Below are 23,872 nucleotides of genomic sequence, written 5' to 3' on the forward strand. Positions count from 1 at the left end.
CGATGCTGCTGCGTCATATCCGTTACTTGCTCGCCGTTGCCGAGCATCGCAACTTCACCCGCGCCGCCGAAGCGCTGCATGTATCGCAGCCGACCCTCTCACAACAGATCAAACAGCTGGAAGAAAGCCTCGGCGCGCCGCTGCTCGACCGCTCCGGGCGCAGTATCAGCCTGACCGATGCGGGGCGAGCCTATGTGCGCTTTGCCCGGCTGGCCTTGCAGGACCTGCAGGCCGGCAGCCGCGCCATACACGATGTGCAGGACCTCAGCCGCGGGCATTTGCGCCTGGCCATGACGCCGACCTTCACCGCCTACCTGATCGGCCCGTTGCTGGCGCGATTCAATACGCTGTACCCGGGCATCACCCTCAGCGTCGAGGAGTTGACCCAGGACCGTATCGAAGCTGCACTGGGCGAAGACCTGCTGGATATCGGTATCGGATTTACCGGCGAACATGGGCCGGACATTGAGTGCGAGGGGCTGTTCGTCGAACAGCTGAGCGTAGTGGTCAGTGCCAGCCATCCCCAATTGAGCCGACTCGTTTGGCTGGAACAACCCCTGGTGCTGCTGAACACGAGCTTCGCTACCCGCCGCCATATAGATGACTACTGCCGCGGGCAAGGTGTGAAACCATTTATCGCCATGGAAGCCAACTCCATCAGCGCAATCATCGAAATAGTCCGCAACACGTCACTGGCAACCGTCCTGCCCCAAGCACTGGCCGAGGCGCAGACGGGGCTGCACGCCGTGACCATCGACCCACCGCTGCCGCAGCGTACTGCCGCACTATTGAGCCGCAAGGGCGCCTACCGCAGCGCCGCGTGCAGGGCGTTCGTCGAGCTGATGTGGGAGGGGGCTTGCTCCCGATAGCGGAGTGTCAGTTAACAATTTTTTGGCTGATCCACCTATATCGAGAGCAAGCCCCCTCCCACATTTAGATCTCGGTGTGCCAGACAGGCCGTCATGGCAGCAAATTCAAGGCGCAGCCAACCACTGGCTGACAACCCCCCCATACACACCCGTCGCCACGCTCAAGTGCAACCACTGATCCACATAACTCTTCCAGGCCACATCATCGCGAGGTAGCAGGAAGGCTTTTTCACTGTACTGCATCGGCCGCTCAGGATTGACCGCACACAACCCCGGCTTGAGCTTCTGCTGATACCGCGCCTCGCTGGCATCGGTAATCATCACATCGGCCTTGCCCGCCAGCAGCTCATCAAAAATCGTCACATTGTCATGCAGGCGAATCTGCGTCTGGCCCAGGTGGGCACGGGCAAACACTTCATTGGTGCCACCTGCCGGCTCGATCACCCGCACCTGTGGCTGGTTGATCTGCTCAACCGTTTGGTAGCGCTGCACATCGGCGCAGCGCACCAGTGGGATCTTGCCGTCAACCCCCAGCGATTGGCTGAAGAACGCCTTTTTCTGCCGCTCCAACGACACCGAAATCCCACCCACGGCGATGTCGCACCGTTGGGCGAGGAAGTCCGGCATCAGGGTTTTCCACGTGGTGGGCACCCACTTGATCGTGGTGTTGAGGCTCTTGGCCAGGGACTCGGCCATGGCAATGTCGATACCTTCATAATGGCCATCGGCGCGCAATGAGGTGTAGGGCTTATAGTCGCCCGTTGTGCAAACGGTCAGGGTGCCGCGCTGGATCACCTCGTCAAGACGTGACGGGACAGTGTCGGCCTGGGCGATGTTTACCAGGCTTGCCAGCACACAGAGGGCCAGAGGAGCTTTCATGGGGGCGAGTCCTTGGGGCACGGTCGGGGCGCCCATTATTTCCAGCGCCGGGCAGGGTGGCAAGGCGTGGGGAATGTTTAGCCAAACTGTACCCAAACTCCATCAAGCCTGAATTTAACCGCCTATCCAGGCGTGTGACGCTCGGGGTTCTCTATTTCTGTGATCCGCGCATGGACGGTTGCCCCGACACTCACGCCGCGACACTGCCTTCTGCACTTGCGTTCTGGGCCTTGTTCCATTGTCGACACGCGCGCCCGCCAGACACCTCTTTTCTACGTTGATCCACCCCCACGGATGACGTGCACCTGTGCCCATCTGCATCTGCCCGACCCAAACGTATGAGAATTGCCATGAGTGTCTTTGCCCGCCTGCACGAAGCCCGAACCTTCCTTGAGCAGAACCCCGATATTGAGATGTTCGAGCTGTTTATCCTCGACAACAACGGCGTATCCCGCGGCAAGCTGCTGCACCGCGACGAACTGCTGGCGGTGTACGAAACCGGTCGGCCACTGCCCAGCACCATTCTCGGCCTGACCATCAATGGCGATGACGTAGAAAACTCAGGGCTGGTGTGGGAAGTCGGCGATATCGACTGCCGCGCCTACCCGATCAGTGGCAGTTTGCAGCGTATGCCCTGGCGTTTGATCCCCACCGCGGCGGTGCAAGTCAGCATGCACCCCACACAAGGCTTGCCCGCTACCGTGGCCGACCCTCGGCATTTGCTCGCCAAGGTCATCGATGCACTCAAAGCCGATGGCTATTACCCAGTGATGGCGGCAGAGCTGGAGTTCTACCTGCTCGACCAGAAGCCCGACGGCAACGGTCGTCCGCAACCGGCGCGGGATATGGACGGCAATCGCCCGCGTTCGACCCAGGTCTACGGCCTGCGCGAACTGGAGCAGATCGAGCCGTTTCTCGCCGACCTTTATAGCGCCTGCAAGCTGCAAGGTATCCCGGCGCGAACGGCCATCTCCGAGTACGCCCCGGGCCAGGTGGAAATTACCCTTGAACATCGCACTGATGCTTTACAGGCGATGGACGAAGCGGTGCGCTACAAACGCCTGGTCAAGGGCGTGGCCCACAAGCATGGAATGGCCGCATGTTTTATGGCCAAGCCGTTCGACGACCTGGCCGGCACCGGTATGCATATGCACGTCAGCCTGGCCGATGCCCAGGGCAATAACCTGTTCGCCAGCGAGGCGGCTGATGGCACGCCACTGCTGCGCCAGGCGGTGGGCGGGATGCTGAGTACGTTGCTCGATTCGCTGCTGATGTTCTGCCCCAACGCCAACTCCTATCGGCGTTTCCAAACCAACAGCTATGCACCCCTGGCTGCCACCTGGGGCGTGGACAACCGCACCGTCAGCCTGCGCGTGCCCGGTGGCCCGGCCAGTTCCCGGCATATCGAGCACCGCATCTGCGGCGCCGATGCCAACCCTTATCTGGCGGCCGCCGCGATCCTGGCCGGCATCCATCGCGGCATTCGCGAGCAACGCGACCCTGGCGCCCCGGTGGAAGGAAACGGTTATGCCCAGGCCAAGGAACTGTTGCCCACTGACTGGCTGACCACCCTGCGTGCGCTTGAGGCTTCACGATGGGCAAAGGATGCGTTTGGCAGTGAATTCCTTGGTGTTTACCTGGCAGTCAAACGTGCCGAATATCGCCAGTTCATGGGCGAGGTCGGCGAGCAGGATTGGCGCTGGTACCTGCATCAGGCGTGACGGAGTTTACGGTGGCGGCTTTCGACCTTTTTTTCACGTTGCAGTGGTTAAGCTGGGAATCAAGGTCGTTCACTACCGTTTTACCCACATGAGCCCGTGATGTCGCCACAACCTCCATCCCCCATCGAGACTGAATTCACCGAGCGCTGTGACCGTGAGCATGCCAGGGTGTGCGGTGATCCGCGTCCGCCAAGGCTGTTGCAGCGCTTGGCCGCGTGGCGGGATGCGCGGCTGGTACGCCATGCGCTGAAGGTCGCGGGTGAGCCAGGGCTTATCCTTGACCTGGCCTGTGGTTCGGGGCGCTTCTGGCCGGTGCTGGCCGAGCACGTCAACCGGGTGATCCTCGCCTCTGACAACTCCCAGGCCATGCTCGACCACGCGCGCACCCATCACCCGGGCACGTTGCTAAAACGTGTCAAAACCTTCCAGGGCTCGGCGTTTTCGATTGGCCTTTCGGCGAACGCGGTGGACTGTATTTTCTGCCTGGAGTTGTTTCGCCATGTGCCCAGCAGCGATGTGCGATTAATGTTGTTGCGCGAGTTTCACCGCGTCAGCCGCGACACGGTGATTGTTTCCGTAAGCGCGGGTACTCCGGTAGAGGATGAGTTTCGTCAGGCGGGCTTCAAGGTTCTGAATTACCAGGAGTTCCTGCCGGGCTCCAAACTGTGGTGTGTGTACGTCCTGCGTAAGAGAGGATAACTCCCATATGTCGGACTATTCTTCATCTCCTGTCGGAGTTTTCATGATGGTGTGTGCACTACGGATGCTCGCAAGCCCCTTTCGCGATATATACTGCGCGCCATTCTTCAAGGGAGAGCCGTGTGGCCATCGATATTCACTGGATCTGCGACAACGATAGCCTCGGCCAGCATTGCGCCCAATGGCAGCAGTTGCCATTCGTCGCCCTCGACACCGAATTCATGCGGGTCGACACCTTTTACCCTATTGCCGGGCTGATCCAGATCGGTGATGGCGTACGCGCTTACCTGATCGACCCCCTGACCATCGACAACTGGCAACCCTTGGCCGCTTTGCTGGAGAACCCGGCGGTGATCAAGGTGGTGCACGCCTGCAGCGAAGACCTGGAAGTGCTGTTGCGCCTGACCGGCAGCCTGCCGGCACCGTTGTTCGACACCCAGTTGGCCGCGGCTTACCTCAACCTCGGCTTTTCCATGGGCTATTCGCGCCTGGTGCAAGCCGTGCTGGATATCGAGCTGCCCAAGGGCGAAACCCGTTCGGACTGGCTGCAGCGGCCATTGTCCGAGACGCAGGTCAGCTACGCCGCTGAAGACGCGGTGCACCTGGCCGAGGTCTATATTCGCCTGCGCCCGCAGCTATCGGATGACAAGTACGCCTGGGTCCTGGAAGACGGTGCCGAACTGGTGGCCAACCTGCGCCGCGAAATCGACCCTTTCGAGGTGTACCGCGATGCCAAGCTGGCGTGGAAACTGTCCCGTGCCCAACTTGCCGTGCTGCGTGAATTGTGCGCCTGGCGCGAACAGCAGGCCCGCGCCCGGGACCTGCCGCGCAACCGCATCATCCGCGAGCATTCGCTCTGGCCGTTGGCCAAATCCCAGCCGGATAACCTGGCAGCGCTGGGCAAGATCGAAGACATGCACCCGCGTACCGTGCGTCAGGACGGCCAGTTCCTGCTGGACCTGATCAAACGCGCCGGTAGCGTGCCGATGGACCAATGGCCTCCCGCCGTGGCCGAACCGTTGCCGGTGGATGCCGCCGCGCTGATCAAGCAACTGCGCGCCCTGGGCCAGACGTTCGCCGAGCGCCTGGAGATGGCGCCGGAACTGATGCTGCGCAAGAAAACCCTCGAAGCCCTGGTCAAAAGTGGCTACCCCGATGGGCCTTACCAATTGCCAGACTCGCTGCGTGGCTGGCGCCGCGAGTTGATGGGCCAGGCGCTGCTCGACAGCCTGGCCAATGCCGGAGAACAGCCTTGAAACGTATTTGTTCCATCTACCGCAGCAAGAAAAAAGACGGCATGTACCTCTACGTGCTCAAAAGCGATGCCCTCGAGCGCGTGCCCGAGCCGTTGATGGAGGCCTTCGGCAAGGCGCATCACGCGTTTGACATGGTGCTGACGCCGGAGCGCAAGCTGTCGCGCGAAGACATCACCGTGGTGCTGGAAAACCTCGACAAACAGGGCTACCACCTGCAAATGCCGCCGGCCGAAGACGAGTACATCGAGCACTTGCCCGAAGAGTTGCTGCGCCGCAACGACCCGATGTGATCGATCAGTGCCCGTGTCAGGGCACAGGCTTTAAATGGAATCGTATTAGACGACGGTGGCCGTAAGGATGCGGGCGGCCGTCTGCATTGTTTTTGAAAGGTTTGAACCATGCGTGTTCTGATTGCTGAACAGGATCACCCGCTCTACGCCCAACTGCTCAAGGAGGCCGCCCCGGACCTTGACGTGCTGACCAGCGGTGACTCGGCCGAACTCTCGCGCCTGGCCGCCGATTGCCCGGTGTGGCTGGGCCAGCCCGATCTGCTGGCGACGCTGCTGCGCCAGGGCCATCAACCGCAGTGGTTGCAATCGACCTGGGCCGGTATCACGCCGCTGCTGGCCGATGGCTTGCCCCGCGACTATCGCCTCACCCGTGCAGTCGGCATCTTTGGCCAGGTCATGGCCGAGTTTGTCCTCACCTATATGCTGGGCCATGAGCGCGAAGTGCTGGCGCGCCTGGTCAGCCAGGTCGAGCGCAAGTGGGACAACCGCATGGGCCAGAGCCTGGCGGGGCGCAAGGCGCTGATTGTCGGCACGGGTGATATTGGCAAAAGCGTGGCTGATTTCCTGGTGCCCTTTGGCGTCAAGCTGTACGGCATCGCCAGTACGGCGCGGGAACAGGCACCCTTCATTGAAGTGGCCGGGCTCGATCAGTTGGGCCGCTTGGTGGGCGAGGTCGATTACGTGATCAACCTGCTGCCCAATACCCCGGACACCCATGACGTGTACAACGCGGCGTTGTTCAAGCAATTCAAGTCGACGGCGCTGTTTATCAACGTCGGGCGCGGCGTGGCGGTGGTGGATGCCGACCTGGTCGAGGCCCTGAAAGAAGGGCATCTGGCCGGCGCGGTGATCGACGTGTGCCGTCAGGAGCCGTTGCCGCAACGCCACCCGTTCTGGACTGCGTGGGGTTTGCTGTTGACTGGGCACAGCTCGGCACCGACCTCGCCGTCGATGATGGTGGCGTTGTTTGTGCAAAACGTGCGCGCCTACCAGGCCAAGCGAGCGCTGCGCGGCGAAGTGGACTTCGACCGGGGCTACTGATCCTTGGCCATGCATCAATCTAAAATGTGGGAGGGGGCTTGCTCCCTCCCACATTGGAGTTGCACTAGGCTTACAGGCTGAAGTCGCCCTCAGACACCAGTTCAGTCAACGGCTTGCGTGGGCTCGGCGCTTCACGGCCTTGCAGGTATTGCGGCAGGTTCGACTTGTCACCCAGCTTACCCACCGCTACGGCCGCGTGCAGCGCATAGCCTTGGGGAATCTTCAGCTCTTTGCGGGTCAGCTCCTGATCGAAACCGGCCATGCCGTGGGTGTGCCAGCCGCTGAGGCTGGCTTGCAGCGCCAGGTGGCCCCAGGCCGAGCCGGTGTCGAAGGTGTGCCACAGCGCCGGGGTTTCTTCTGTAGCGCCGGGGGCGATGAAGTCGGTTTTCGACGCGATGATGACCAGGGCCGACGCATGCTGCGCCCAATTGCGGTTGAATTCATTCAGCAGGCCCAGGAAACGCTCCCAGTCCGGCGTGTCCCGGCGGGCGTAGAGAAACCGCCACGGCTGCGAGTTGTACGCCGAGGGTGCCCAGCGTGCGGCTTCGAAGAAACTCAGCAACGTCTCTTGCGGGATGCTTTCGCCTGTAAAGGCGCGGGGCGACCAGCGTTCGGTGAATTGGGTATGGATCGGGTAATCGGCAACGCGTGGGTTATCGCTCATGGACAGATCCTGATGAAAAAAGCCGGGGTTCAAAACTACTGCGCCAACCCAGGCCTGACAAGTCTTGCAACACCGTCAGTCGTAAGCGCTTGGCCGTAACGGGCTTGGGCACTAGACTGGCGGCCTTTTCACCTTCTGATACTGATGTAGAGCCATGGCCGCCAAAGTCGAACCTTTCTGGATACGCAAAACCCTTGAGCACCTCGACCAGGAGGAGTGGGAGTCGTTGTGCGACGGCTGCGGCCTGTGCTGTCTGCAAAAGCTTGAGGATGAAGACGACAACAGCGTCTATTACACGCGTATCGCCTGCAAACTGCTCGACCTGAAAACCTGCCAGTGCACCGATTACCCCAATCGCCGCGCTTCGGTGCCGGACTGTATCCAGCTCACGCCCGGCCAGGCCGACCAGTTCAAATGGCTGCCGCCAACCTGCGGCTATCGTCTGGTCAGCGAGCGCAAGGATTTGCCGCTCTGGCACCACCTGGTCTGCGGCGATCGCGACGCCGTGCACCATGAACGCATTTCCCAGTCCGGGCGCATGCTCAGCGAAGGCAGCGTGCCCGAGGACGACTGGGAGGATTACCTGATCTTCCGTGCAGGCTGAACAAAGGAGTGTGTATGAAGGTGGCAGCCAAGTTGGCAGCGGCCCTGGTATTGCTGGCGCTGAGCGGGCCGGGCTGGTGCGCTAAGAAGGTTGACCTGGATTATCACGTCAAGCTGCTGCCCCAGAGCGAGCAGGCCGAGGTGCGCGTCAGCCTGTCCCAAGGCTCGGCGGTGCGCAGCCTGGACTTTGACCTGGGCCGCAGTGGTGATTACAGCGACTTCAAGGCCGACGGCCAATGGCAAGTCACGGGCAGCCGTGGTGTGTGGCAGCCCAGCGCCGACAAGGCCAGCCTGACCTACCGCGTGCGTCTGACCCACGCGCGCAAGCCGGGCACCTTTGACACACGGGCCACGCCCAATTGGGCATTATTGCGCGGTGAAGACCTGGTGCCGGCTGCGCGCCTGGACCAGCAAGATGGCATTGAATTGGTCTCGCGCCTGATGTTCGAACTGCCCGCGGGCTGGAAGAGCGTCGAAACTGCCTGGCCGCGCATTGGCAAAAACAAATTCCGCATCGACAACGTGTCCCGCCTGTTCGATCGCCCCACCGGCTGGATGCTCGCCGGTAACCTCGGCAGCCGTCGCCTGCGCCTGGGTGAAACCGAGATCACCGTGGCCTCGCCAAAGGGGCAGGGCATGCGCCGCATGGACGTGCTGACGCTGCTGACGTTCGTCTGGCCGCAGGTGGACGCTGCGTTCCCACGCCATCCCGCCAAATTGTTGATCGTCGGCGCGAGTGACCCGATGCGCCGCGGAGCCTGGGCGTCGCACGATTCGATCTACCTTAACAGCCGTACGCCACTGGTCAGCGAAAATGGCGGCAGCCCGTTGCTGCGCGAGGTGGTGCAGGCCATCGGGCGCTTCAACGACCACGACAGCAGTGACTGGATCAGCGAGGGCCTGGGGGAGTATTACGCGATTGAACTGGTGCGACGTGCGGGGGGCCTCACCGATGAGCGTTATGCGGCGATCCAGGCGCGCCTGGCCAAAGAAAGCAAGGCGGTCACCACGCTGAGGGGCGAGCAAATCGGCAGCGCTGGTGTAGCGCGGGCAGTACTGGTGTTGCAGGACCTGGACCGCGAGATCCGCGTGAAAACCCACAACAAGCGCTCCCTGGATGATCTGGCGCAGGCGGTGATGCGGGTGAACAGCATCAACACCAAAGAGTTCGTTCAGTTGGCTGAAAGCGTAATCGGCGAATCGTCGGTGGTACTGGATAGCAAGCTGCTGCGCTGATCCCAAGCCCTGTGCAATTCAAAATGTGGGAGGGGGCAAGCCCCCTCCCACATTTTGAATCTCCAGCATGTCCAAGACTTAGGTCAGGCTTTGGGTTTTACAGCCTTCTCAGCCGCCACTTCCGCCTTGGTCTTCAAATTCTTCAATTCTTCCCCGGCCCGCTCGATCTTCGTGCGCACGCTGTTCATTTCCTGGCGACCCTGCTCCAGCTTGTCTTTGAGCGAACTGTGCCCGGTAAAGCCACGGGCCAGTGCCACGCCGCCAATCGCCACCTGGATCAGCCCGAAAATCCCGCCGCGGCGCAGGCCTTTGCCGACCATCATCACGCCGCCCGCCACTGAGCCGATGCGCTCCCAGCCATGCACATTCTGGGTAGGCTGAGGCTTCAACGGTGTGGCTTCGATGATAGGTTGCAAAATTTTGCTGTCGCTCATGATCTGTCTCCAACAAGGGCTAGTGTTACTAGCTGACTGCACGCAGGTGCCGGATGTTCCCGCAGAATCAGTACTTGGGGCCCGAACGGGTGTTGTTGCCCTTGGCCAGGCGGTCGTAGAGCACCACATTGACGGTGGCCGCCAGGTTCATGCAGCCCGTGGTGGGGATGTACACCACATCTTCGCACCAGTCGCGGATCTCCTTGTCCAGGGAACCGTCCTCGGGGCCGAAGATATACAGCGCGCGGTCGGGGTGGGTGTATTCAGGCAGCGGGCGTGCGCCTTCCACCAGTTCCACGGCAACCGGGATGCAGCCCAGGGGCAGGATCTTCTTCAGGTCGTCGATGCCGATCAGCGGAATGTCGTGGTGGACCTTCTTGGTGTCGGTGATGAAGTCCCGGGCGCGCTCGTAGCGCACGCCGGTGTAGAACACCGAGGCCACGCCGTAGCAACCGGCGGCACGCATCACCGAGCCGACGTTTTCGGGGGATTTTGGGTTATACAGACCGATGCAGCTGTAGCGTTTATTGCCCACGGGGAAGGGTGCCTTGGAGAAAAACGGCGATTATACGGCCTGGGGGTATGCAGTGCTTGGGCGATCGTCATCGCGGGCAAGCCCGGCTCCCACAGGGGAATGCATTCCAAATGTGGGAGCTGGCTTGCCTGCGATGAGGCCAGTACAGACAAGGACGATCTTCAGTCGTCTTTCTTCATCAACCCCGCCAGCGCCGCAAACGGATTGTGCGTCGCCTTGGCAATGCTCGGGCTGCTGGTGGAGCCTTCGCCGAAATACTGCTGGTCGGTGTAGCGCGAGTGTTCGTTGTCGTGGCAGTACAGGCACAGCAATTCCCAGTTGGAGCCGTCCTGGGGATTGTCATCATGATTATGGTTGCGGTGGTGTACGGTCAGTTCACTCAAACGCTTGCCGGCGAATTCACGGGCGCAGCGGCCGCACACGTGGGGGTACATCTTCAAGGCTTTGTCGCGGTAGCCCATTTCGCGGTCGCGCTGGGCATCGGCGAGGATGCGGTCCAGCTTGGCGGTGTGGGAGGGCGGGTTGGTCGAGCTCATCATGGCTCCTGGCTATTTGGTGGGTCACGGATAAGGTTGATTCTAGCCGCTTACGCTGAAAATCACCCCTAGGGATTGCTTCACTGACTGATAAGGATTTGAAATTTATGCGTCTGTATTCATGGACTCTCGGGCTTGTGCTCTGTGTGGTTACCGCTCAGGCCCAGGCGTTCTCTACGCCGCAGCCCGGGCAGGTGATCGAGGTGGCCCTGGAGCAATTGCACCCCACCCAGGCCGTGGTGGGTTTCGACCAGATCTACTACAGCCTCGGGCTGTTCGCCGACAAGCCGGCCAAGGCTTTCGATGAATACTGCGAAACCAACGGCCAGGGCGAGGCTGACCAGGTGCCGAAAAACGCCGAGCTGCTAAGGCCCGACAGCTTTACCTGCAAGCACCCGGTCGGCACCTACCCGCAGGATATGAAAACCGTGGTGGTGGGCCCCGGCGGCCAGCTTTACCTGACCGATGGTCATCACAGTTTCACTACCTTGTGGGAAACGCCCGGCGCTGGCCCGCGCTTGAAAATGTGGGTCAAGGTCACCGACGACTTCAGTTCCAGCCCCAACCTCGCCACGTTCTGGCAGCGGATGGAAGCGGCCCGCAAGGTCTGGCTCAAGGACAACCGGGGCCAGGCGTTACCAGCGGAGCAACTGCCGGCGCACCTGGGCTTCAAGAACCTGCAGGACGACACGTTCCGCAGCCTGGTGTATTTCACCCGCAAGGCCGCGTACGGCAAGCCAAACGAGGGTGCGATTGCGCCGGAATTTCTCGAGTTCTACTGGGGCAACTGGCTGCGCACGCAGATTGATCTGGGCCAGTACAACCTGAACAAGAAGGGCGGCTACAAGGGTGCCATCGAGGCTGTCGCCAAGCGCATGGTCAGCCTGGCGCCGGGGGCAATGGTCGGCGACAGCGGTTTCACTGCCCGGCAGTTGGGTGGTATGACCCAGCTGGATCAAAAGGAGTTGGAAAAGACCTTCGACAAGAAAGTGCCGTACGTGATCGATTACCGCAAATCCAGAGACTGAAGCAGTACCAAATGTGGGAGGGGGCTTGCTCCCGATAGCAGTGTGTCTGTTAAGGATAGGCAAGCTGACACACCACTATCGGGAGCAAGCCCCCTCCCACATTTGACCGATGGTGATTCAGCCCTTGAGCTTTTCTGCAATCCAGATGGTATGCCGCGTGCCTTTATTGCCATGGGCGAACACCTGAACCTCTTCAGCCTTGAAGCCGGCCTTGCGCAGTTTGTCGCTGAACAGCTTATCGGCACTGGCCGACCACACGGCGAGCACGCCCTTGGGCCGCAGGGCTTTGGCGCAGGCGGCCAGGCCACCGGCGGAATACAGCCAGCTGTTGGCCTTTTGCGTAAGCCCCTCGGGACCGTTGTCGACGTCAAGCATGATCGCGTCGAAGCCCTGGGGCTCGGCCTGTAGCACCTTGGCCACATCTTCCAGACGAATCACCGTGCGCGGGTCCTGCAAGGGGCACCCGGATTTTTCTCCCAGTGGCCCACGGTTCCATTCCACGACGCCCGGCACCAGTTCGGCCACCACCACTTCGGCAGTCTTGCCCAAATGCTTGAGTGCTGCGGCCAAGGTAAAGCCCATGCCCAAGCCGCCGATCAGCACGCGTGAGTTCGGGCGACCGGCGACCTTGCGGCAGGGAATCTCCGCCAGGGCGTCTTCGGAACCGTGCATGCGCGTGTTCATCAACTGGCCGCCGTCACCGCCCTGGATCTTGATGACGAAGTCCTCGCCGTACTCGAACAGGCACAAGGCGCCGCCGTTGTCGGGGATCGGAGTAGTGTCCAGCAGAACGAAACGTTTCATGGAAATCTCATTGGGAAGGGCATTCTTGCGCAGTTGGGAGTAGCCTTAAGGCATTCCGGTCAGGCCATGGAGCCATCGATGAAGTGCAGCATTCTAACGGTCATTGTATTGAGCGCGCTCATATCCGCTGCGGCGCAGGCTCAGGAGTTGCAAACCGTACCGGTCGCGCCCGCACCAACCCCAGGCGCGCCGGGCACGCCGACCCCGACGTTGTACCCTCAAGTCAGCCCGCCCGCCACGCCCAAGACGAACGGTACGCCACCGTTGGTGCCCATCGTGTTGCCCACGCCGCCCAAGGACCAGACTGTCCCCGGCTTGCAGCAGAACGACAGCAAGCCGAAGACGCCCGGCGGTTAAAACAGTCAAGGCGGTCCCGCGTTCAGACAGGACCGCTCCATCAAGTGCTTAGATCAGCCCGAGCGCCTTGAACACAAACGCATATTCGAGCGCTACGTCACGCAATCCCTGGTAGCGCCCGCTCATGCCGCCATGGCCGGCGCCCAGCTCGGTCTTGAGCAGTAACAGGTTGTCTGAAGTGGCGGTATCGCGCAGCTTGGCCACCCACTTGGCGGCCTCCCAATACTGCACGCGGCTGTCGTTGTAGCCGGCAATCACCAGCATGGCCGGGTACGCCTGGGCGCTGACGTTTTCGTATGGCGCGTAAGCCTTGATGCGCGCATACACTTCGGGTTCCTCGGGGTTGCCCCATTCGTCGTACTCGGTGATGGTCAGCGGTAGCTCCGGATCGAGCATGGTGTTGAGCACATCGACAAACGGCACTTCGGCAATCGCCGCCTGGAACAGTTCCGGGCGCTGGTTGAGCACCGCGCCAATCAACAGGCCGCCGGCACTGCCGCCACTGATCGCCAGTTGCCTGGAAGTGGTCAGCCCCTCGGTGATCAGGTGTTCGGCGCAGGCGATAAAATCGCTGAAGGTATTCTGTTTGTGTTCCTGCTTGCCGTTGCGGTACCAGGCTTCACCCAGCTCACCGCCGCCGCGCACATGGGCGATGGCAAACGCGACCCCTCGGTCCAGCAAGCTCAGGCGTGCGTGGGAGAACCATGGGTCCAGGCTTGAGCCGTAGGCACCGTAGCCGTACAGATACAGCGGGGTGGGTTTACCCAGTTGATCACGCTTGACCACCAGGCTGATGGGCACTTGGGTGCCGTCGGCAGAGGTGGCCCACAGGCGCTGGCTGACGTAGTCGTCGGCGTTGAATGTGCCGAGTACCGGGGTTTCCTTGAGCACCACCTGCGCGCCGCTTGCCAGCTCTAGCTGACGCACCTGGGCGGGACGGTTCAGGGCCTCATAGCGTAGGCGGATGTTGTCGCTTGGAAATTCCAGGCTGTTTTGTACGTAGAGGCTGTAGGCGGCGTCGGGTAATTCCACGCGATAAGCCGGTACACCCTCGGGGTGCACCTCGATGACCGGCAGGCCGCCGATGCGCAGGCTCAATGTCATGGCGCTGGCGTTCAGGCTCACGCCGTCGAGCATGACTTCGTCGCTGTGAGGGATCAGGTTCTGCCAGTCGGCCTCGGTAGGCGGCGTACCGGTATCGGCGGCGAGGTAGAGCGCGTAGTTGATGCCGTCGCGGTTGCTGCGAATAAACCAGGTCCACTCGCCGTTACGCTTGCCGTGGTCGACATCGTATTCGTGGTCCTCGACGCGCGGCGCCAGGCAGGTGAAGGCCAGGTGCGGCTGATCGGCATCCAGTGCCCAGATCTCACTGGTGGTCTTGCTGCCCAGAGCCAGCAGCAGTTGGCGCTCGGAGCTGGAACGGTAGCAGTGCAGGAAGAAACGGCCATCGGGCTCGTGGAACACTTCCTGCGCCGCCGTACCGTCCAGACGGTAGCGATACAGCTTGTGCGGGCGATGGGTGTCGTCGAGTTCGCCGAAGAACAGCGTCAAGCTGTCATTGGCCCAGGTCATGCTGCCGTCGCAGTTGTCGAACGCCAGTTCGCTGACCTTGTCGGTGGCCAATTCCTTCACGTACAGGGTGTAGATCTCTTCACCGCTGGTGTCGAGGCTGTAGGCCAGGCGCTGGTGGTCGGGGCTGATGCTGAACGCGCCGAGGGAGAAAAAGCCGCCATTGGCCAAGACGTTCGGGTCCAGCAGCAGTTCTTCGCTGCTCTCGTCCACCTGGTTGCTGTCATCGGCCGGGCGGCGGCAGCGATAGTGGCGTGCGTATTCGTCACCGGCGGTGGTGCGGGTGTAGTACAGGTACGGGCCCCAGGGGGAGGGCAGGGACAGATCGGTTTCGAGGATGCGGCCCTTGATCTCTTCGAACAGCGTTTCGCGCAAAGCCTGCTGGTCGGCGAGTTGGGCTTCCTGCCAGGCGTTTTCCGCCTTGAGGTAATCGAGCACTTCAGGGGTGTCGCGCTCCTGCAGCCAGGCGTAGGGGTCTGCGCCTGGGGCCTTGCGGGCAATCGGAGCGGTGGAAATAGGCATGGATAATTCCCTATCTGGCGGACGGTGGCCGGCATTGCAGCCGCGACACGCAAAAGCCGTTATCATAGCCGCCTCTTTGCCTGCCTTGCCATGGACACCATGACCGAGAACGACTATCTGACCGCTTGGGGCCTCTACGCCTTCGCCGCTTTGGGCTGCCTGTTAGTGTGGTGGCGCATGACCCGCTGGGTCTGGCGCTGGCTGCGCGAGCCGCTGCAATTGCTGATGGCGGTGCTGTTACTGAGCCCGACCATCGTCGACCCGGTCAAGACCCAGTTTGCGCCGGCCGTGGCCATTACCGCCCTGGACCTGGTGCTCAAGGTCGGCAACAACGCCTGGCGGGCGATCTCCGATCTGTTCATGTACACGATGATCGTGTTTGCCCTGTACATCGTGTTTGTGCTGATCCGCTGGCCCATCGAACGCGCGGCCAGCGCTCGCCGTGAGCGCAAGGCTGCTGCAGATGCCGCCTTGGCCGCCGAGCCGGAAGACGACGAACCGTTCCGTCGCCCGGCGCCTGCTGGTGGTATGCGGGTCGAGCCGCGCCTTTAAACGTAGACTGCCCCTGCAGCGAGAGCCCTGGCATGTGTGAATTATTGGGCATGAGTGCCAACGTCCCCACCGATATCGTGTTCAGCTTTACCGGGCTGATGCAGCGCGGTGGGCGTACCGGCCCGCACCGCGACGGTTGGGGCATCGCCTTCTATGAAGGCCGTGGCCTGCGCCTGTTCCAGGACCCGGCCGCGAGCAGTGAGTCTGAAGTGGCGCTGTTGGTGCAGCGCTATCCGATCAAGAGCGAAGTGGTGATCGGCCATATCCGCCAGGCCAATGTGGGCAAGGTCAGCCTGGCCAATACCCATCCGTTCGTGCGTGAGCTGTGGGGCCGCAACTGGTGTTTTGCCCATAACGGCCAGTTGGCCGACTTCCACCCGCGCGCCACGTTTTACCGCCCGGTCGGCGATACCGACAGCGAAGCGGCCTTCTGTGACCTGCTCAACCGCGTGCGCGAAGCCTTCCCTGAGCCTGTGGACATCGAGCAAGTGCTGCCGGACCTGATCGCCGCCTGCGCCGAATACCGCAGCAAGGGCGTGTTCAACTGCTTGCTCAGCGACGGCGACTGGCTGTTTTGCTACTGCTCGACCAAACTGGCGCAGATTACCCGGCGCGCGCCGTTTGGCCCCGCACGCTTGAAAGATGTCGACGTGATCGTCGATTTTCAGGCCGAAACGACGCCCAATGACGTGGTAACCGTCATCGCCACCGAGCCTTTGACCGACAACGAAAACTGGACCCGCTATGAACCGGGCCAATGGAGCCTGTGGCGACGCGGTGAATGCGTCAGCCAGGGCGTTACCGAATAAGGAATCGACCATGTTGCTCAGCTATCTGCGGTTGGTGCTGTTTGCCATTGGCTTGTTGGTCGGCGTGCAAGTGCCGGGGTTTATCAACGATTACGCCAAGCGCGTCGAAGCCCACCTGATCGAGGCGCAGACTGGCTTGCGCGGCTTTGAGTCGACCGCGCAGCAGTTCTTCAACGGGGACATGCAAGCGCTGGTGGCGCATTACCGCGCCAGCGATGACCCGGTTTTCCAGAGCGACGCCAGCAGCCTGGGCGCGATGCTTGATCGCCAGCTTGAGTTGGACAAGCAATTCCAGGCCATGCAAGGCCCGTGGTACATCCGCGCCCTGCAAGTGGCTGTAGCCGCCGACCCGGATATCCGCCTGGAAACCTGGAATGGCTACAGCTACCAGATTCTGCTGACGCCCGAAGCCATGGGCTGGGGCTTGGGCGGGGCGATGCTGTTGTCGTTCGGCATCGAGTGCCTGTATCGCCTGATCGACTGGGTAGTGCTGGGTGGCCGGCGCTTGCGCCAGAGCCGGCCGATCGAAGAGCGGGACTTGAAGGGCCTATAAGTCAGGGCCGACTCGGTCCAATGTGGGAGCTGGCTTGCCTGCGATAGCGGTGGTCCAGTCACAGATGTGCGCGTTGGCCCACCGCTATCGCAGGCAAGCCAGCTCCCACAGTTTTAATCGGGTTTATGCAGTTGCATGCGTTCTGCACCGACTTCCTCGGCATACCTTGCCACCACCTTCTGGCACAACCCCACAATCTCCTCCACCAACTCCACCCCCACACGCCATGACACCACCACCTGCAAGTTCGGCAGGCGCTGTGCCATCGGCAGCATCACTAATTCCCCCCGCGCCAGCTCTTCACTGACCAGCACCGGCGGCAGGGCACCGATGCCGAAGCCGTCACGCAATAATCGCGTAATCGCCGACACCGAGTTCACACAGTTCATTCTGGGCGCGGCCACGCCGTTGGCCTGCATCAGACTCAGCACGTCCTGATGCGGGTGGGAGTTTTTCGAGTAGGTGATGATGCGCTCCTGAGCCAGTTCGGCGAGGGAGGCGTAGTCACGGTTGTAAATCGAGTGGCTGGCGACGATCCAGGCCATGGGATGGCTGGCCAGTTCCAGGCTGCGCACGGTTTCCAGGCGCAGCAGGTCAGTTTGCAGGATCAGGTCGAGAAAACCTTTTTGCAACTGATCGCTGAGGTTCAGCGCGGTATCGGCGACCAGCTCGATTTCCACCAGCGGGAACAGCTTCATCAGTTCTGCCACCAGCGGGCTGAGCCAGGTGTGGATCACCGTGTCCATCGCGCCGATCCGAATGCGTCCGACCTTGCTGCTGGTGGTCTCCAGGGACTGTTTCAAACCCTGCATGGTCACCATCATTTGCTCGGCATAATCGAGCACCTTCAAGCCTTCCGGGGTCAGGCTCACGCCCCGGGAGTCACGCAGGAACAGCTTCACCCCCAGCTCGCTTTCAAGCACGGCGATGCGGCTGGAAATAGAGGCCTGGGTGGTGAACAGCTTCTCGGCAGTCAGGCGAAAGCTCTTGAGCTTGGCCACCCAGACGAAGGTTTCGAGGAACTTCAAATTCATGGGATCAACTTTTTCTTATGCATGGATCGGTTTTTATTAGTTGGACGTCGCACCGGGCAAGCGCCAAAAATCGAGCCGTTCCACGATAAGCGTCGTTGGGGGGCCAGGACAAGTTGCGAGTTCTGTGTAATAAATCCCACACTACAAAAAAACAAAACTTACAGGAGCGACCACCGTGAGCCGCCTGCTACTGAACTGCGACATTGGCGAAAGCTTTGGCAACTGGACCATGGGTCTGGACGCCGAAGTCATGCCGTTCATTGATTGCGCCAACGTGGCCTGCGGCTTCCATGCCGGCGACCCGAGCATCATGCGCAAGACCGTCAGCCTGGCGTTCAAGCATGGCGTGCAAGTGGGCGCTCACCCGGCCTATCAAGACCTGCAAGGCTTTGGCCGACGGTCAATGAACTACACGCCGCAGGAAATCCAGGATCTGTTGCATTACCAGATCGGTGCGCTGGACGGCATCTGCCGGGTCCAGGGCGGGCGCGTCAGCTACGTGAAACCCCACGGTGCGATGTACAACGACATGATGGCCAACCCCGCGCAGTTGCGTGCGGTGATCCAGGCCGTGGCCGCCTACGGCGACCTGCCGCTGATGCTGCTGGCTACCCGTGACAACAGCGCCGCCCAAGCTGTGGGTGACGAATACGGTGTGACCCTGTGGTTCGAAGCCTTTGCCGATCGCGCCTACGACAGCAAGGGCCATCTGGTTTCCCGCCAGTTGCCCGGCGCGGTGCACCACGACAGCGACACTATCGTGCAGCAGGCCCTGACCATTTCCCGTGGCGCGGCATTGGTCGCCAGCGACGGCAGCCCGTTGGCCTTGCAGGCCGATACCTTGTGCGTGCATGGCGACAACGCCAGCTCGGTGGCCGCGGTGCAGCGTATCCGCCAAGCGTTGCATACAGCATGAAGCCACGCATTGAAGTGGTGGCCATCGACTGCCTGATGGTGCGTCTGTTTGAGGTGATTGCCGAGGCCAACATGCCGTGGATGCTCGCTGCCACGCAGCGTTTGCGCGCAGAGTTCGGCACGGCGCTGGTGGATCTGGTGCCGTCCTACACCACCTTGATGGTGCATTACGACCTCAGGGAGCTGACCCCGACACAGGCTCGGGAGCTGATCGACCTTGCGCTCACGGACCTGCAACCCCAGGCCCAGGGCAGCGGCCAGTGCCACGTGCTGCCGGTGTGGTACGACCTGAGCGTCGGCCCGGAGTTGACCCTGTTGTCCCAGCGCAGCGGGCTGACGGTAGAGGACGTGATCCGCCGCCACAGCGCCCATGAATACCAGGTGTTCGCCCTTGGTTTCGCGCCGGGTTTTGCTTTTATGGGCCTGGTGGATGAAAGCCTCGCCACACCGCGCCTCAACACGCCGCGCAAACGCGTGGCCGCTGGCAGCGTCGGCATTGCCGAACGGCAAACTGCTGCGTACCCGGTGGTGTCCCCGGGCGGCTGGAACCTGATCGGCCGCACCCCGGCCAAACTCTTCGACCGTGAGCGCGACGGCTACAGCCTGATGCAGCCCGGCGACACGGTGCGCTTCGCCCCGGTCAGCCACACCGAATTCGTCAACCTGGGTGGCGATGACACGCCGTTGGAGGCGCTGGCATGAGCCGCTTGATGATCGAGGCCAGCACGCCGCTGTGCCTGTTGCAGGACGCCGGGCGTTTTGGCGTGCGCCACCTGGGTGTAACCCAGGGCGGCGCACTGGACTGGGTGTCGATGTCCTGGGCTAACTGGCTCTTGGGCAATGCCCTGGATGCGCCGGTGGTGGAGATCACCCTGGGTGGTTTCACCGTGCAGGCCGAGGATTATTGCCTGCTGGCACTGGCCGGTGCAGACCTGGGCGCCTATATCGATGAGCGCGCCATAAGCCCCGGTCGCAGTTTTATCCTGCAAAAGGGCCAGCGACTGCGCTTCACCCAGCCGTTCAATGGGGCACGCGCTTATCTGGCGGCGCCCGGTGGGTTCGATGCCCCGGCTGTACTTGGCAGTTGTGCCACGGTCGTGCGCGAAGCGTTGGGCGGGGTGGACGGTTTCGGCAAGGCATTGGCTGAAGGCGGGCACTTGGCGTATTCCGGAACGGGCGGTGCAATGAAGGTGCTGGCCAAGCCGGAGTTGCAATCCGGTGCCTCACTGGACGTGATTATCGGTGCGCAGATCGGCCAGTTCAGCGGGCAGAGTTTATTCGACGCCTTCAACACCGAATGGGCGCTGGACAGCCGCGCCGACCGCATGGGTATGCGCTTGCTCGGCACGCCGTTGCAGTACCAAGGGCCGTCGTTGATTTCCGAAGGGATTCCGTTGGGCGCGATCCAGGTGCCCCCGGATGGGCAGCCGATTGTGTTGCTCAATGACCGGCAGACTATCGGCGGTTATCCGCGGTTGGGCGCGTTGACGCCTCTATCCTTGGCGCGGCTGGCGCAGTGTTTGCCGGGGGAGAAGGTGCGGTTGGCACCGGCGGTGCAGGAGGCGGCGCATCGGCAGCACACCAAGTTTTTGCAGCGGTTTGCCGATCGCTAAAAGCATCGCAGGCAAGCCAGCTCCCACAGAGGAATGCATTCCAACCTTGAAATGCAGTCAACATGTGGGAGCTGGCTTGCCTGCGATGAGGCCGGTCAAAACACCGCCTATTTCGAGAGAAAACGCATACCTTCTTCCAGCCCGCGCAGCGTCAGCGGGTACATCTGGTCCTCCACCAACTCCCGCACAATCCCCGTCGAGGCCGTATAGCCCCAGGTATCTTTCGGGTAGGGGTTAATCCAGATCAGCTTCTTGTACTTGGCCATGAAGCGCTGCATCCACACATACCCCGGCTCCTCGTTCCAGTGCTCGACGCTGCCGCCGGCCTGGGTGATTTCATAGGGCGCCATGGCCGCATCGCCGATGAAGATCACTTTGTAGTCGGCGCCGTACTTGTGCAGCAGGTCCTGGGTGGACGTGCGCTCCGAAGTGCGACGCTGGTTGTTCTTCCACACTGACTCGTACACAAAGTTATGGAAGTAGAAGTACTCCAGGTGCTTGAACTCGGTCTTGCACGCCGAGAACAGCTCTTCGCAGATTTTCACGTGGGCATCCATCGAACCACCAATGTCGAACAGCAACAACAGCTTGATGGTGTTGCGCCGCTCGGGGCGCATCTGGATATTCAGCAGCCCGGCATCGCGTGCGGTGTGGTCGATGGTGCCGTCGATATCCAGCTCTTCGGCCGCACCCTGACGTGCAAACTTGCGCAGGCGGCGCAGGGCGATCTTGATGTTGCGCGTGCCCAGTTCCACCTGATCGTCGAGGTTTTTGTACTCGCGCTGATCCCAGACTTTCACCGCCTTGCCCTGGCGCTTGCCGGCGTCACCGACACGAATGCCTTCGGGGTTGTAGCCACCGGAACCGAACGGGCTGGTGCCGCCGGTGCCGATCCATTTGTTGCCGCCGGCATGGCGTTCTTTCTGTTCTTCCAGGCGCTTCTTGAATTCCTCGATCAGCTTGTCGAGGCCGCCGAGGGACTGGATCTGCGCGCGTTCTTCTTCGCTCAGGGAACGTTCGAATTCCTTGCGCAGCCACTCTTCGGGGATCAGCGCCTGCAAATGGTCATCGAGTTTTTCCAGGCCATTGAAATAGGCACCGAAGGCACGGTCGAACTTGTCGAAATGCCGCTCGTCCTTGACCAGTATCGCTCGGGCCAAGTAGTAGAACTCGTCCATGTCAGCGAAGGTCACGCGCTGTTTCAGCGCGTTGATCAGGTCCAGCAGCTCGCGCACCGACACCGGCACCTTGGCCGCACGCATTTCATTGAACAGGTTGAGCAGCATCAGCGATTACCGCGGCGGCTCATGAACGCCAGCCGTTCCAGCAATTGCACATCCTGCTCGTTTTTCACCAAAGCGCCGGCCAGCGGTGGGATGGCCTTGGTCGGGTCACGCTCGCGCAGTACCGCTTCGCCAATATTGTCGGCCATCAGCAGCTTGAGCCAGTCGACCAGTTCGGACGTGGAAGGCTTCTTCTTCAGGCCCGGAACCTTACGCACATCGAAGAACACGTCCAGCGCTTCGCTGACCAGGTCTTTCTTGATGTCCGGGTAGTGCACATCCACGATTTTTTGCAGGGTGGTGCGGTCGGGGAAGGCGATGTAGTGGAAGAAGCAGCGGCGCAGGAATGCATCCGGCAGCTCTTTTTCGTTGTTGGAGGTAATGATGATGATCGGGCGCTTCTTGGCCTTGATGGTCTCGTCGATTTCGTAGACGTAGAACTCCATTTTGTCGAGTTCCTGCAACAGGTCGTTGGGGAACTCGATGTCGGCCTTGTCGATTTCGTCGATCAGCAGGATCACCCGCTCCTCGGACTCGAAGGCTTCCCAGAGCTTGCCCTTTTTCAGGTAATTGCGCACATCGTGGACCTTGTCCACGCCCAGCTGCGAGTCGCGCAGGCGGCTCACTGCGTCGTACTCGTAGAGGCCCTGATGCGCCTTGGTGGTGGACTTGATGTGCCAGGTGATCAACTTGGCACCGAAGGATTCGGCCAGTTGCTCGGCAAGCATGGTCTTGCCAGTGCCCGGTTCGCCCTTGACCAGCAATGGCCGCTCCAGGGTGATGGCGGCGTTGACGGCCAGTTTCAGGTCATCGGTAGCCACATAGGCCTGGGTGCCTTCGAACTTCATCGGTCATTCCTCGGATTCATCAATGCCCCGACTATACCCCGCAGCCCCGGCGACTGTGAACGCAGACGGGGCATTCAGTCTCTGAATGGCGGGTCAGGCTCAATCCGCCGATGGCTTGGGTTGTTCATACCGGGCATTGAACGCCTGGATAAACCCATTGCGCAGAATTGCGATCACCGCAGAAAACGCACTGACATTCTGCTGGTGCACGCTACCGCTGAGCTCCACACGGGTGGCGAACTGGTTTTTGCGCTGGTTTTTCAGCACCGTCTCGCTGGCTCCGACCACGGCCTCCCAGATTGAGCGGAAGATATTCTTGTCCTTGTTTTCAACATCTTGTTGCCAGTCAAACACCTCTACGTCACGCAGCAGCGGCTTGATGTAGCCGGTGAGTCGGCCATTTTCAGCCTGGGCTTCGATCACCACGTCGCCCGTGCCGGCCTTGAAGTCGAACTTGCCATAGGCCGATGCAAAGTCGTTCATGCGCTTGAGTTGCAGGTCGCGGGCGCGGAAGCGGAACTCGAATTCTTCGAAATCGCTCAGCGGATCAAAGGTGGCATTGGCCTCCAGCGGCGCCTGGCCTTGCAGCAGTGCCTTGCCTTCGAAGCGGGCGTCGCGCTTGCCTTTGACATCCACCACATTGGTCAGGTTGTAGAAGCTGGCGTTGACCCCAGTGGCGTTGATATTGACCCGGGGCTTGGAGCTGAAGTTATGGAAGGCAATCTCGCCGTCTTCGATGCGCACTTCATTGAGGGTGATCGGCAGCAACTTGCGCAGTTGTTCCTGCCAGTCGGTGCCTTTACCCGTCTGGGACGCCTGCTTGTTGGCACCGCCATCGACGAAGTTGATCTGCGGACGCACAAAATGCCCCTCGGCCACGACGGCGTGGTCGTACCAGAGTGAATGCCAGCTCACGGCGAACTCGATCAGCGGCGCCTTCACGAACGGCACCGGGACCTTGCCGTCCACCTTGACGATTTGCAAGCCGTTGATCCGGTAGGCGCCGCGCCACAGGGCCAGGTCCACATCGGCGATTTCGCCGCGGTAATCGCCCATGTTGGCGAGTTTCTCGTTCAGGTAATTGCGCACCAGGTAGGGCAGCGCGATATTCAAGGCAATCAGGACCAGCACCAGAGCGGCGATTGTCCCTAACGGCCAACTGTAACGACGTTTCATGGGGCAGTTCTCCTTGCTTGTAGGAGATTGACTGTTCTGATGAACG

27 protein-coding genes are annotated in these 23,872 nt (G+C 61.2%); 16 read left to right on the forward strand and 11 right to left on the reverse strand.

Annotation, left to right across the window (positions count from 1 at the left end; all coding sequences use genetic code 11):
• The first annotated feature begins 2 nt into the window (after positions 1–2).
• Positions 3–869: a transcriptional regulator CynR gene (gene cynR, locus TK42_RS02590; RefSeq protein ID WP_103733524.1), complete on the forward strand. Its 867-nt coding sequence runs from the start codon at positions 3–5 to the stop codon at positions 867–869.
• Positions 870–974: 105 nt separating this feature from the next.
• Here the strand turns inward: cynR and TK42_RS02595 are convergent, their stop codons facing one another.
• Complete coding sequence (locus TK42_RS02595; RefSeq protein ID WP_078820605.1) at positions 975–1,748, reverse strand: transporter substrate-binding domain-containing protein; 774 nt, start codon at positions 1,746–1,748, stop codon at positions 975–977.
• 350 nt (positions 1,749–2,098) lie between these two features.
• Between TK42_RS02595 and TK42_RS02600 the strand changes: the two genes are divergently transcribed.
• From TK42_RS02600 to TK42_RS02620, 5 genes are all read left to right on the forward strand, one after another.
• On the forward strand, positions 2,099–3,469 hold the full coding sequence (locus TK42_RS02600) for a glutamine synthetase family protein (RefSeq protein WP_103733525.1): 1,371 nt from the start codon (positions 2,099–2,101) through the stop codon (positions 3,467–3,469).
• Between the two features lie 99 nt (positions 3,470–3,568).
• Positions 3,569–4,168 carry a class I SAM-dependent methyltransferase gene (locus tag TK42_RS02605; RefSeq protein WP_005786086.1) on the forward strand — a complete coding sequence of 200 codons (600 nt, stop codon included), beginning with the start codon at positions 3,569–3,571 and terminating at the stop codon, positions 4,166–4,168.
• A gap of 122 nt (positions 4,169–4,290) precedes the next feature.
• Positions 4,291–5,424 carry a ribonuclease D gene (rnd, locus tag TK42_RS02610; protein ID WP_032877242.1) on the forward strand — a complete coding sequence of 378 codons (1,134 nt, stop codon included), beginning with the start codon at positions 4,291–4,293 and terminating at the stop codon, positions 5,422–5,424.
• Positions 5,421–5,714: a YcgL domain-containing protein gene (locus tag TK42_RS02615; protein ID WP_014717482.1), complete on the forward strand. Its 294-nt coding sequence runs from the start codon at positions 5,421–5,423 to the stop codon at positions 5,712–5,714. Before rnd ends, TK42_RS02615 begins: the two co-directional genes overlap by 4 nt.
• 108 nt (positions 5,715–5,822) lie before the next feature.
• Entirely contained in the window at positions 5,823–6,755 is a 933-nt protein-coding gene (locus tag TK42_RS02620; RefSeq protein WP_103733526.1) for a D-2-hydroxyacid dehydrogenase, read from the forward strand.
• A gap of 70 nt (positions 6,756–6,825) precedes the next feature.
• On the opposite strand, the gene TK42_RS02625 is transcribed toward TK42_RS02620, so the two are convergent.
• Positions 6,826–7,419 (reverse strand): nitroreductase family protein, encoded by a 594-nt coding sequence (locus TK42_RS02625; RefSeq protein WP_078820608.1) that lies wholly within the window; start codon positions 7,417–7,419, stop codon positions 6,826–6,828.
• Between the two features lie 154 nt (positions 7,420–7,573).
• On the opposite strand from TK42_RS02625, the gene TK42_RS02630 reads away from it, so the two are divergent.
• Positions 7,574–8,023 (forward strand): YcgN family cysteine cluster protein, encoded by a 450-nt coding sequence (locus tag TK42_RS02630; RefSeq protein WP_003172524.1) that lies wholly within the window; start codon positions 7,574–7,576, stop codon positions 8,021–8,023.
• A gap of 14 nt (positions 8,024–8,037) precedes the next feature.
• Complete coding sequence (locus TK42_RS02635) at positions 8,038–9,258, forward strand: hypothetical protein (RefSeq protein WP_103733527.1); 1,221 nt, start codon at positions 8,038–8,040, stop codon at positions 9,256–9,258.
• An 83-nt stretch (positions 9,259–9,341) separates the two neighbouring features.
• Here the strand turns inward: TK42_RS02635 and TK42_RS02640 are convergent, their stop codons facing one another.
• The 3 genes from TK42_RS02640 to TK42_RS02650 form a co-directional block, all read right to left on the reverse strand.
• A complete protein-coding gene (locus TK42_RS02640; RefSeq protein ID WP_032877238.1) occupies positions 9,342–9,692 on the reverse strand; it encodes a DUF2892 domain-containing protein in 351 nt (116 codons plus the stop codon).
• Positions 9,693–9,759: 67 nt separating this feature from the next.
• The gene (locus tag TK42_RS02645; RefSeq protein WP_003189607.1) at positions 9,760–10,227 is read right to left on the reverse strand and encodes an RNA methyltransferase; all 468 of its coding nucleotides are present in this window, start codon (positions 10,225–10,227) and stop codon (positions 9,760–9,762) included.
• Positions 10,228–10,388: 161 nt separating this feature from the next.
• Entirely contained in the window at positions 10,389–10,763 is a 375-nt protein-coding gene (locus TK42_RS02650; protein ID WP_005786102.1) for a YajD family HNH nuclease, read from the reverse strand.
• Positions 10,764–10,870: 107 nt separating this feature from the next.
• Here TK42_RS02650 and TK42_RS02655 point away from each other — a divergent pair, with 107 nt between their 5' ends.
• Positions 10,871–11,791: a ParB/Srx family N-terminal domain-containing protein gene (locus tag TK42_RS02655; RefSeq protein WP_103733528.1), complete on the forward strand. Its 921-nt coding sequence runs from the start codon at positions 10,871–10,873 to the stop codon at positions 11,789–11,791.
• Positions 11,792–11,908: 117 nt separating this feature from the next.
• Here the strand turns inward: TK42_RS02655 and TK42_RS02660 are convergent, their stop codons facing one another.
• Positions 11,909–12,595, reverse strand: a complete 687-nt coding sequence (locus TK42_RS02660; protein ID WP_032877236.1) for a spermidine synthase — start codon at positions 12,593–12,595, stop codon at positions 11,909–11,911.
• Between the two features lie 78 nt (positions 12,596–12,673).
• Here TK42_RS02660 and TK42_RS02665 point away from each other — a divergent pair, with 78 nt between their 5' ends.
• Positions 12,674–12,952 carry a hypothetical protein gene (locus tag TK42_RS02665; protein WP_005786107.1) on the forward strand — a complete coding sequence of 93 codons (279 nt, stop codon included), beginning with the start codon at positions 12,674–12,676 and terminating at the stop codon, positions 12,950–12,952.
• 48 nt (positions 12,953–13,000) lie between these two features.
• Here the strand turns inward: TK42_RS02665 and TK42_RS02670 are convergent, their stop codons facing one another.
• Positions 13,001–15,043 carry a S9 family peptidase gene (locus TK42_RS02670; RefSeq protein WP_078820612.1) on the reverse strand — a complete coding sequence of 681 codons (2,043 nt, stop codon included), beginning with the start codon at positions 15,041–15,043 and terminating at the stop codon, positions 13,001–13,003.
• A 24-nt stretch (positions 15,044–15,067) separates the two neighbouring features.
• On the opposite strand from TK42_RS02670, the gene TK42_RS02675 reads away from it, so the two are divergent.
• Genes TK42_RS02675 through TK42_RS02685 form a run of 3 tightly spaced genes read left to right on the forward strand, consistent with a single transcriptional unit; the run spans position 15,068 to position 16,957 of the window.
• Complete coding sequence (locus TK42_RS02675; RefSeq protein ID WP_103733529.1) at positions 15,068–15,595, forward strand: MFS transporter; 528 nt, start codon at positions 15,068–15,070, stop codon at positions 15,593–15,595.
• Positions 15,596–15,627: 32 nt separating this feature from the next.
• Positions 15,628–16,404 (forward strand): class II glutamine amidotransferase, encoded by a 777-nt coding sequence (locus tag TK42_RS02680; RefSeq protein ID WP_032877233.1) that lies wholly within the window; start codon positions 15,628–15,630, stop codon positions 16,402–16,404.
• A 10-nt stretch (positions 16,405–16,414) separates the two neighbouring features.
• Complete coding sequence (locus TK42_RS02685) at positions 16,415–16,957, forward strand: DUF2937 family protein (RefSeq protein WP_005786113.1); 543 nt, start codon at positions 16,415–16,417, stop codon at positions 16,955–16,957.
• Positions 16,958–17,070: 113 nt separating this feature from the next.
• Here the strand turns inward: TK42_RS02685 and TK42_RS02690 are convergent, their stop codons facing one another.
• A complete protein-coding gene (locus tag TK42_RS02690; RefSeq protein ID WP_005786115.1) occupies positions 17,071–17,991 on the reverse strand; it encodes a LysR family transcriptional regulator in 921 nt (306 codons plus the stop codon).
• A 175-nt stretch (positions 17,992–18,166) separates the two neighbouring features.
• On the opposite strand from TK42_RS02690, the gene TK42_RS02695 reads away from it, so the two are divergent.
• Genes TK42_RS02695 through TK42_RS02705 form a run of 3 tightly spaced genes read left to right on the forward strand, consistent with a single transcriptional unit; the run spans position 18,167 to position 20,519 of the window.
• Positions 18,167–18,907 carry a 5-oxoprolinase subunit PxpA gene (locus TK42_RS02695; RefSeq protein ID WP_032877232.1) on the forward strand — a complete coding sequence of 247 codons (741 nt, stop codon included), beginning with the start codon at positions 18,167–18,169 and terminating at the stop codon, positions 18,905–18,907.
• Entirely contained in the window at positions 18,904–19,608 is a 705-nt protein-coding gene (pxpB, locus tag TK42_RS02700) for a 5-oxoprolinase subunit PxpB (RefSeq protein ID WP_103733530.1), read from the forward strand. Before TK42_RS02695 ends, pxpB begins: the two co-directional genes overlap by 4 nt.
• On the forward strand, positions 19,605–20,519 hold the full coding sequence (locus tag TK42_RS02705; RefSeq protein WP_078820615.1) for a biotin-dependent carboxyltransferase family protein: 915 nt from the start codon (positions 19,605–19,607) through the stop codon (positions 20,517–20,519). Before pxpB ends, TK42_RS02705 begins: the two co-directional genes overlap by 4 nt.
• 107 nt (positions 20,520–20,626) lie before the next feature.
• Here TK42_RS02705 and TK42_RS02710 read toward each other — a convergent pair whose 3' ends face one another.
• From TK42_RS02710 to TK42_RS02720, 3 genes are all read right to left on the reverse strand, one after another.
• Positions 20,627–21,805, reverse strand: a complete 1,179-nt coding sequence (locus TK42_RS02710) for a VWA domain-containing protein (RefSeq protein WP_078820616.1) — start codon at positions 21,803–21,805, stop codon at positions 20,627–20,629.
• Entirely contained in the window at positions 21,805–22,650 is an 846-nt protein-coding gene (locus TK42_RS02715; protein ID WP_003210690.1) for a MoxR family ATPase, read from the reverse strand. Before TK42_RS02715 ends, TK42_RS02710 begins: the two co-directional genes overlap by 1 nt.
• 99 nt (positions 22,651–22,749) lie before the next feature.
• Complete coding sequence (locus TK42_RS02720) at positions 22,750–23,826, reverse strand: DUF748 domain-containing protein (RefSeq protein WP_043046513.1); 1,077 nt, start codon at positions 23,824–23,826, stop codon at positions 22,750–22,752.
• Positions 23,827–23,872 lie beyond the last annotated feature (46 nt).

This window comes from Pseudomonas sp. GZJR-8, assembly GCF_002916705.1.
Classification (GTDB): domain Bacteria; phylum Pseudomonadota; class Gammaproteobacteria; order Pseudomonadales; family Pseudomonadaceae; genus Aquipseudomonas; species Aquipseudomonas synxantha_A.